We start from the raw sequence: 8,463 nt of genomic DNA, 5'->3' as shown, positions 1-8,463 counted from the left end.
AAGTTATCGGCTCTCTAAGCTACACAACGAAGTGCTTTCAAGGGACGAGACGAGATGCCGATAACGGGTTGTGTTGCTTAGTTTAACTCATTTGAGATATACAAGGGGCGGGTCCTGTGCCCGCCCGTAAATTAATATCGTTTGTGGGTACTATATCTGTCCCTACTGGTATGATAGAACTTGACATCTTGCTTTACTAAAAGGGGGGAGCTTTTTATACCTTATGATTACAAGCGGTTAATTTCCCCAAAATTTTTACAAAAGGACAACAATGACCAAACCCGTTTTACGGCAAATCCCACCGCAACAGTTGGAAGAAATTCGTCTGCAAATGGTGAAATTTGCCTTTTTACATTTAAAGCAAAGCGATCTCGCCGAAGATGTGGTGCAGGAAGCCTTTGTCAATGCGTATAAATATGCCGAAAGTTTTAAGGGCGACAGTGCATTAAAAACTTGGCTGTTTGCGATTTTGAAAAACAAGATTGTTGATCTACTGAAAGCCAAAGGCAAAATGGTGGCAGTTTCCGAACTGGTTGAGCAAGAAGAGCAAGATCTCAGTGAAAAACTATTTCACGAGAACGGAATATGGGATCGTGATGCTTACGAATCTTCCGAATGGAAAAACACCGACAGTCAAGCCTATTCCGAGCAGTTCTGGCAAGTGTTCGACCTCTGTTTAAACCACCTGCCACCGAGCCAAGCCCGTGTATTTATGATGCGAACCCATTTGGAGATGGAGACAGAAGGGATCTGTCGAGAGTGCGAGATTTCCAGTGCCAACCTACATACCCTGCTCTATCGGGCGAGGTTACAACTGCAAGTCTGCTTAACGCAAAAATGGTTTGGAGAAAAATAAGATGTTAAATTGTAAGAAACATACCGAATTGATTTCGCTCTCTTGCGAACAAAAATTGACTTTTAAACAGCAATTACAGCTCAAAATTCATTTAATGATGTGTCCTTGCTGTCGGGGATTTCAGAAGAATTGTCAAACGCTTGAAAAGATGATGAAAGAGTTTAAATAATATTGTGCGGTCAGAACTTAGCAAAGTTTGACCGCACTTTTTTATTTATTCTAAGATAGTTCCTTTACGGAAAGATGCTGAACTTTTCAAGGCTTTCATTAAAATGTAATAGCTTAAACCAGAAGGAATTAGACTTACATACCAAGAAAGATCAACTACGATTAATGAGCAAAGTGATCCGATTGCAATCGCAATTACCGCTGCCCAGTTGATACCTTTGAAAATCCCCTCTTTGTTATATAACTCATTCACGTTTAAGGTGCGTTTTCTTAAGATGTGGTAATCCACCACCATTACCGCAAAAATTGGGCCTAAGAACGCAGAGTAAATTTTTATGAAGAGTGATAATCCATCTGCTGATTCTGCTGTTACCAATTTCCAAGGCATTACACACATAGAAAGAATACCAACTAAAATTGTTGCGTGCGACCATTTCATTTTAAAGGCGTCCATTAAAATATATGATGGAGGAACAATATTATTCAACACATTTGTGGTTACCTGTGCGAAAGCGATGAATAATAAAGTGATGACGGTTAAGAATTTATTATCCATTGCGGTGGCAAATACTTCAATTGGGTCGCTATTACCTGTGGCTGCGGTAACTAATAAGCCGATTAAGCCCATAAATAGGGTCACAGGGAGAATCGATAGCACATAAATTACCCCTGTTGTGGTTGAGCTTGTGCCTTTTTTAACGTGGCGTGAATAGTCTGAGGCATTTAATATCATTGTTGAATAAATACCCAAGAAAGCCGTCGTTGCCGCCCATAATGGCATTCCCCAAGAGCCCTCAATATTGGCAAAACGGTCGCCAATTTCAACTGAGAATTTGGTATTTACCACATATAGCATATAGGCAAGAATACCGATTAGGAACACGACCGAAACATTTTCTAGCCATTTAATCCCTTTAAAGCCATTAATAGATAGACCTACTTGTAATAAGGTGAATAGCACATAAATAACAGGTAAGTTATCAAAACCAAATAGCAGCTTTAAGCACATATTGATTGCACCTGCACCCACCCAGCTTTGGAAACCAAACCAAACGATTGCGGGAACGCCACGCAAAATCCCCGGAATTTTTACCCCAGTTACACCAAAAGAGCTACGCAGTTGAATCGGGAACGGAATACCATATTTATGACCGCCATTCCCAATCAGCACTAAGCCAATAACAATCACAATACAACCTATCGCCATCGCCAGAATAGCTTGGCTTACGGTCAAAGCCCCAATCAGACTTGCTCCCATTGAGAATGTACCGATAGACACACAACCGCCCAAGAAGCTTGCCCAATAGGAGAAGTTATCCATAATACGCTCTTGGGTTGGCTGAAGATCGACATTGACCTCTTTTGCCAGCTCAGGGCTGAGTTCTTTGTTATCCAACATAATTATGCTCCTTCTGTTTTACGAATGAATTTACCAAAACCTTTGCTATCGGTGAGCCTGCCATCTTGGGCGATCACTTTTCCTCTTACAATGGTATAAACAGGTAAACCTTTTCCTTTTTTGCCGATATACGCCGAGATTTTATTTACATATTGCAAATCTTCTGCTTTGATTTCCCACTCTTTGTTTGGATCGATAATGGTAAAATCTGCATCAAAACCCACTTGGATATCGCCTTTTTGACCATAAATTCCGAATGCTTTAGCTGGCAGTTTCGCCATTGCATTAGCAAGCACGGTTGGCGATACACCACGTTCTACACAGCCTTCATAGAACGCCACTTGTACGCAGCTTTGAATGCCACTAATTCCGCCCCACACATCAAACACATTTTCAATTTTTTGACCTAAAATTTCATTGTACTTTTCATCGTAAGAACAAGGAGAATGGTCGCTGCCAATACCGCTGAATGTGCCATCAACCACATAATCCCATAAACGATCGACATCTGCTTTGCTCCGAAGTGGTGGAGCACATTTGAATAACGCACCTTTTTCAATCACATCATCTTCACTAAAACAGAGATAGTGGGCACAGGTTTCTGCGGTAATATCGTAGCCTTCTTGTTGGGCTTCTTTGATTTTTTGAGCAACGTCTGGGTGGCTAACGTGGCAGATGTGAGCTTTACAGCCGGTGGCTTTCGCAATTTCGATAATATTAATAGTGGCAAGCATTTCTGCAATAAGTGGGCGGGAGTCAAGGAAAGCTCTCCAGTCTAATCGACCTTCATTTTTCATTCGTTGCTCTTGCCATTTGATGGTAGAAAAATCTTCACAATGGAAGCCAGCACGTCCGCCGAATTTTTGGATAATTTCCATTGCTTCAACGGTTTGACCATAGTTGAGCGAAGCATAATCAGGCGAAACAGGGCCAATAAAGGATTTTAACGCCACACAGCCTTTATCATTTAATTCACTTAAATGCTCAAAATTACTTGGCACTAAGCCGCCCCAAAAGCAGTAATCCACATAAGCATTTGGCGATACTTTCGCAATTTTGGCATCAAAAATTTTACCGTCTGTTAAAGCTGGCTCATTTTGCAATGGCATATCAATAATGGTGGTATAGCCACCTACTGCAGCGGCTGCTGTGCCGTGAGCATAATCTTCACGCCATTCATAACCCGGATCGTTTAAGTGAGCGTGGGTATCTATCGCCCCCGGAAAAATGAAGTTGCCTTTCACATCAATTACTTCCTTGGCTTCAGGAACAGTGCCGTCTTCCAAAATCGCGGCAATTTTTCCTGCTTTGACCGCAATATTGCCGTCAAATACGGCATCGGATAAAACTATCTTCCCATTTTTAAGAACGAGATCGTACATAGTCGAATACTCCTTGTAGTTATGGTTTTAGTAAAATTCTAAGCTCGTTAAACAGGAACAAGCGGTCAATTTTTTATAAAATTTTGCAACTTGTTCCTGTTTCACAACATTATTCGTCTAATAGTTTTTCCACCAACTCTTGTTGCAATACGGCAGCTTTGGCGAAGTAGTGATACTCGGTAAACTCGACCGGCGTATGGCTTCTGCCCTCTTTGCTTGGTACGAAAATCATTACCGTTGGGATTTTTTGCCCGATTTCTAATGAATCGTGCCCTGCTCCACTCGGCAAGCGTTTATAGCTAAATTGATATGCTTTGGTTGATTCTTCTAAAATATCCAGCATTTTTTCAGAGAGCTTGACCGGTTGAATAATCAATTTTGTCTCTTTATCAAAGGTTGAACCAATTTTTGCGGTTTCTTCGGCTAATGCAGCATCAATTTTTTCAGCAATATCTTCAATATTTGCCATATTTAATGAGCGGATATCCACACTAAAGATCACTTTTTCTGCCACAATGTTAATACCCCCCGGTAGAACGCTCATATAACCAACCGTTGCTACTGTGCCATCATCTTTCTCTCTTGCCCAATCTGCAATTTTAGAGATAACTTTGGTGGCAACATCAACCGCATCTAAACGCATATCCATTGGGGTTGTGCCAGCGTGATCCGCTCGCCCGTGAACGGTAAACATATGGCGGTGTAAGCCTACAATACCTGTTACTAAACCAATTTCAAGACCGTGATTTTCTAACACAGGGCCTTGCTCAATATGGGTTTCAATAAAATGACCGATTGAGCCCTCTTCCCATTTCGCATTTTGCACTTTTTCTGGATCTAAGCCGTAGTTACGCATTGCCTCGTAAATTGAGATGCCATCTTTATCTAAGAATTTTTTGCAATAATCCGCATCACGAAGCCCGAGCATTGCCCCCGAGCCGAAATACCCTGTGCCAAAACGCATACCTTCTTCATCATTAAAGCCTGCAACTACAAAGTTACGTTTAAATTTTTTACCGCTGTCTTTTAATAAACGAGCCGTTTCAAGTGCCGTAATTACACCTGCAATACCATCATAATCGCCACCGTGAAGTACACTATCATAGTGAGAGCCTGACATCACACAGGGTAAATCAGGTTGCTCCCCTTCTAATACCCCAAAAATATTGCCGGCTTCATCTTCTCTTACACGAAGCCCGGCTTCCACCATTAAATCTCTTAAATAATTGACCGCATTTCTTGCCTCAGGTGTAAAGGGTAAACGGGTACAACCATTACCCGGTGTAGCGGTAAATTGTTTTAATGTTTCTAAATTTTGCGTAATACGTTCTGTAATTTTTTCCATTTTATATTCCTTTTTTGATAGGCGAATAACAATTCGCGCTACGTTATTTTTTTCGATTGAGGATAAAAACATCAATAGGCGAATAAACCATCGCTGCCACCATTACTACAAATCCGATATGGATAAAGGTGTTATTAGCTTGGTCAATACCTAACATAATTAAGAAAAATGCCAATAGCGTTGCAATAAAAGCTAAGGTCATTTTGCCTGCTTTGGTTTTTAAAAATGAGTTTGCCATTTTTTATCCTCTCCTAAAGTGAAGCAAAATAGGCTACAACACCAATTAATAAAGTTGGTAGTAAGGTGATCCAGATGATCGTTTTCATTACATCGCCTTCTTTACCTAAAATATTCGCCGTTGTTGTTCCTAAAATAATTTTACTTGGGCTAATCGCACTCCCGATTGCGCCACCTGTGGTTTGAGCCCCCAAAATTGCCGCTGAATTTGCATTAAGTAATTTTGCTGTTGTCATTTGGAAATCACCAAATAAGATGTTTGAGCTCATATTACTGCCTGTCATAAATGTACCTAAGAAACCTATAAATGGCGATAAAATCACATAAGATTTGCCTAATACGCTCGCCATTCCTTGAGCTAACACCGCCGTTTGCCCTGTTCCGCCCATAATTTTAGACATAATCACTAAGCCTACTACCGCAATGCCTGATGGCATTGTCATCGAGATAGATTTTGCAAAAATTGCTCTTGTTCCTGCTTTGGCTATCCAGCCCTTACGTTGGTAATAAATCAAGCCAATAATCGATGATACAAATAAGAATATACTTGCGTGAGTGAAAATAGCAATTGGTGAGTAAGATTCGTACGCCTTATTCACAAAACCATAACCTGTTACTGTTTCAGGGAATGCAAAGCCAAATTTAAATTGTGATAAGAACTGATTCACTGGCGTAATAACAAGAATTGCCAATGTCATTACTGATAGCACAATATACGGAATAAAGGCTTGCAGTAAATTCATATTTGGCAAGGATTCTTCATTTTCAGTGGTTTTGGTTCTATCCATAATTGGGCTATCTTCCACACGCCAGACTTCTTTATACATACTCATTTTGCTGATAAGCACAATCGCTAAAATCGACAAACACGCAGGAATAAAGGCAGAAATTGTGGTATTCACTTGGCTCAGTAACAATTCGCCACCACCTTGAATAGTGGCAATAATTAAGGTGGCTACTAAGCCTTTTTTCAGCGCTTTGCCTCTACCATAGAACCACGCAATGGCTAAGCCTGTTACTACAATCCAGAACCATAAAAAGGCAGCAGACCAAAGTGCGGTGAGGAAGTAATCATCACTGCCAACTTCTAAACCTGCTGAAACGGCTAATGCGTCCCACGCTGCCGCTAAAGTACCGAAAGTATTACCCCAAGCCTGACCGAACAATGGCAATACTACCGCCCATAATGGACGAACACCAATCCCAATTAATAATGGAGCACCCACCGCAACAGGCACACCAAAACCTGTGATACCTTGTAGGAAACTTTCAAAAATCCAGCCCATTGTCATCACAAGCAAGAGTTCATTTGGGAACAATTTACTCATTCCAGCACGAATGACTAAAAAGGCTTTTGCCCCATCGCTGACTTGGTACATCAGCACAGCCGTCCAGACGATCAAGAGAATCACTAATGCATTCCAAATGCCTTTTGCTGATTCAATAGCGATTAATGGAATATCCGCTTGATAAAGAAATAACCCCGTAAAAATGGTAATAAGCAAGCCAACAGGAGCAGCTTCTGTTGCTCCCCATTGGAATTTAACCATTAAAATAACCAATGTGATAATCGGCAATAGCGCCATAAACCACATAAAAAAATTCACTGGAATATCCATTTTGTTTAAAACAACCTAATTACAAAAAATTGAAAAAAATGACCGCTTGTTAATTGGAAATAGCACAAATTGCCGTAACAGGTAACAGTACCGTATCTGCAACTAAACTAAAAGGCATATCAACTATACCTAATGCAGTAAGAGCTGGACCATCTGGGCCAGGTTCAGACATCAGTTCAGCATTCGCTCTCACGCCTGAATAAGGGGAGCAATCTCCTACGCCGAATGATAAAAGTGTTCCACAGCCTGATAGAGAAGTCGCTAATAATGTGATTACCGCTAATTTTGTTAATTTCATAGTTGAACTCCAATGTTCTTATGTTTAAACAAGCTAATTGCAAAAAAATGAAGAAAAATGACCGCTTGTCATTATATTTTGTAGGGGCTAATTGCAATTAACCCCTACAAATTCATTCAAATTTACGAATAAATCACCGTACCTGTTTCGCCTGCAATACCTTCTGCCGCTTTATCTAACAATGTGATTAATGCTCTACGCCCTTCGCCACTTTCTGCGAATTTCAATGCAGCTTCCACCTTCGGCAGCATTGAGCCTTTCGCAAATTGCTCTTCGGCAATATATTGGCGAGCCTGTTCGGTGCTTAATTCAGAAAGCCACTCTTGGTTAGGCTTACCCCAATTAATGGCAACCTTTTCTACTGCTGTTAAGATAACTAAATAGTCGGCATTAAGTTTTTCAGCCAATAGCGAGCTGGCGTTGTCTTTATCAATAACAGCATTTACACCCACTAATCGACCATTTTTATCAGCAACCACAGGAATACCGCCACCGCCACAAGTAATTACAATATGCCCTGCTTCCACTAATGTTTTAATAGTTTCCAGCTCACGGATAAGTTTTGGTTTTGGCGAAGGCACCACAATACGATAGCCACGCCCAGCGTCTTCCATTGTGCGAATACCTTTTGCTTCTAGCTCGTCAGCTTCTTCTTTAGTTAAAAATCTGCCTATTGGTTTGTCTGGATTTTGGAATGCAGCATCTTTTGGATCAACCTCAATTTGCGACAAAATTGTACTGACTTTCTGCTCAATACCACGAGTAACCAATTCATACTTAATCGCATTTTGTAAATCAATGCCAATGTAACCTTGACTCATTGCAACACTGGTGGGTAATGGAATTTCATCGCCTGAACTCTTGGCGAAATCATCCATTGCTCGCTGGATCATCCCCACTTGCGGTCCATTACCGTGGGTAATCACAATATTTTTACCCTGTTGTAAGATATCCACAATCACTTTCGCTGTTTTTGCAACGGCTTCACGCTGCTCTACTAAATTATTGCCTAATGCATTACCGCCTAAGGCTAATACGATGGTTTGTTTTGACATTATTTCTCCTTTTTATCCCTACTACCCCATACGAGCCGTATGGGGTTCTATTATCCGAGCCACTTTGCGTCTCTAAAGTCCTGGAGGGACTTGGTTTATTAAAC

8 protein-coding genes are annotated in these 8,463 nt (G+C 40.8%); 1 reads left to right on the top strand and 7 read right to left on the bottom strand.

The window, feature by feature from the left end:
• Window positions 1–271 precede the first annotated feature (271 nt).
• The gene (locus tag ACERCG_RS08840) at window positions 272–856 is read left to right on the top strand and encodes a sigma-70 family RNA polymerase sigma factor (RefSeq protein WP_373611678.1); all 585 of its coding nucleotides are present in this window, start codon (window positions 272–274) and stop codon (window positions 854–856) included.
• A 214-nt stretch (window positions 857–1,070) separates the two neighbouring features.
• Here ACERCG_RS08840 and ACERCG_RS08835 read toward each other — a convergent pair whose 3' ends face one another.
• The 7 genes from ACERCG_RS08835 to arcC all read right to left on the bottom strand — a co-directional run bounded on the left by ACERCG_RS08835 (window position 1,071) and on the right by arcC (window position 8,359).
• Window positions 1,071–2,423: an NCS1 family transporter gene (locus ACERCG_RS08835; RefSeq protein ID WP_373611677.1), complete on the bottom strand. Its 1,353-nt coding sequence runs from the start codon at window positions 2,421–2,423 to the stop codon at window positions 1,071–1,073.
• Between the two features lie 2 nt (window positions 2,424–2,425).
• On the bottom strand, window positions 2,426–3,805 hold the full coding sequence (gene allB, locus ACERCG_RS08830; protein WP_373611675.1) for an allantoinase AllB: 1,380 nt from the start codon (window positions 3,803–3,805) through the stop codon (window positions 2,426–2,428).
• Window positions 3,806–3,914: 109 nt separating this feature from the next.
• The gene (locus ACERCG_RS08825) at window positions 3,915–5,150 is read right to left on the bottom strand and encodes a M20 family metallo-hydrolase (protein WP_373611674.1); all 1,236 of its coding nucleotides are present in this window, start codon (window positions 5,148–5,150) and stop codon (window positions 3,915–3,917) included.
• Window positions 5,151–5,193: 43 nt separating this feature from the next.
• Window positions 5,194–5,388: a hypothetical protein gene (locus ACERCG_RS08820; protein WP_373611673.1), complete on the bottom strand. Its 195-nt coding sequence runs from the start codon at window positions 5,386–5,388 to the stop codon at window positions 5,194–5,196.
• 13 nt (window positions 5,389–5,401) lie between these two features.
• Window positions 5,402–6,994, bottom strand: a complete 1,593-nt coding sequence (locus ACERCG_RS08815; RefSeq protein ID WP_373611672.1) for an L-lactate permease — start codon at window positions 6,992–6,994, stop codon at window positions 5,402–5,404.
• Window positions 6,995–7,055: 61 nt separating this feature from the next.
• The gene (locus ACERCG_RS08810; protein WP_373611671.1) at window positions 7,056–7,304 is read right to left on the bottom strand and encodes a YceK/YidQ family lipoprotein; all 249 of its coding nucleotides are present in this window, start codon (window positions 7,302–7,304) and stop codon (window positions 7,056–7,058) included.
• A 122-nt stretch (window positions 7,305–7,426) separates the two neighbouring features.
• Window positions 7,427–8,359, bottom strand: coding sequence for a carbamate kinase (gene arcC / locus ACERCG_RS08805; RefSeq protein ID WP_373611670.1), 933 nt, complete (start codon window positions 8,357–8,359; stop codon window positions 7,427–7,429).
• Window positions 8,360–8,463: the final 104 nt, after the last annotated feature.

The sequence above is a fragment of the Mannheimia sp. E30BD genome (assembly GCF_041807785.1).
Taxonomy (GTDB): Bacteria; Pseudomonadota; Gammaproteobacteria; order Enterobacterales; family Pasteurellaceae; genus Mannheimia.
The sequence above is the reverse complement of the archived record's forward strand: the minus strand, read 5'-3'. Positions and strand labels throughout refer to the sequence as shown.

Bases quoted from the DNA above. Each gene is read 5' to 3' on its own strand.
- ACERCG_RS08840 (WP_373611678.1), top strand. From the start codon at position 272: ATGACCAAACCCGTTTTACGGCAAATCCCACCGCAACAGTTGGAAGAA.
- ACERCG_RS08835 (WP_373611677.1), bottom strand. From the start codon at position 2,423: ATGTTGGATAACAAAGAACTCAGCCCTGAGCTGGCAAAAGAGGTCAAT.
- allB (WP_373611675.1), bottom strand. From the start codon at position 3,805: ATGTACGATCTCGTTCTTAAAAATGGGAAGATAGTTTTATCCGATGCC.
- ACERCG_RS08825 (WP_373611674.1), bottom strand. From the start codon at position 5,150: ATGGAAAAAATTACAGAACGTATTACGCAAAATTTAGAAACATTAAAA.
- ACERCG_RS08820 (WP_373611673.1), bottom strand. From the start codon at position 5,388: ATGGCAAACTCATTTTTAAAAACCAAAGCAGGCAAAATGACCTTAGCT.
- ACERCG_RS08810 (WP_373611671.1), bottom strand. From the start codon at position 7,304: ATGAAATTAACAAAATTAGCGGTAATCACATTATTAGCGACTTCTCTA.
- arcC (WP_373611670.1), bottom strand. From the start codon at position 8,359: ATGTCAAAACAAACCATCGTATTAGCCTTAGGCGGTAATGCATTAGGC.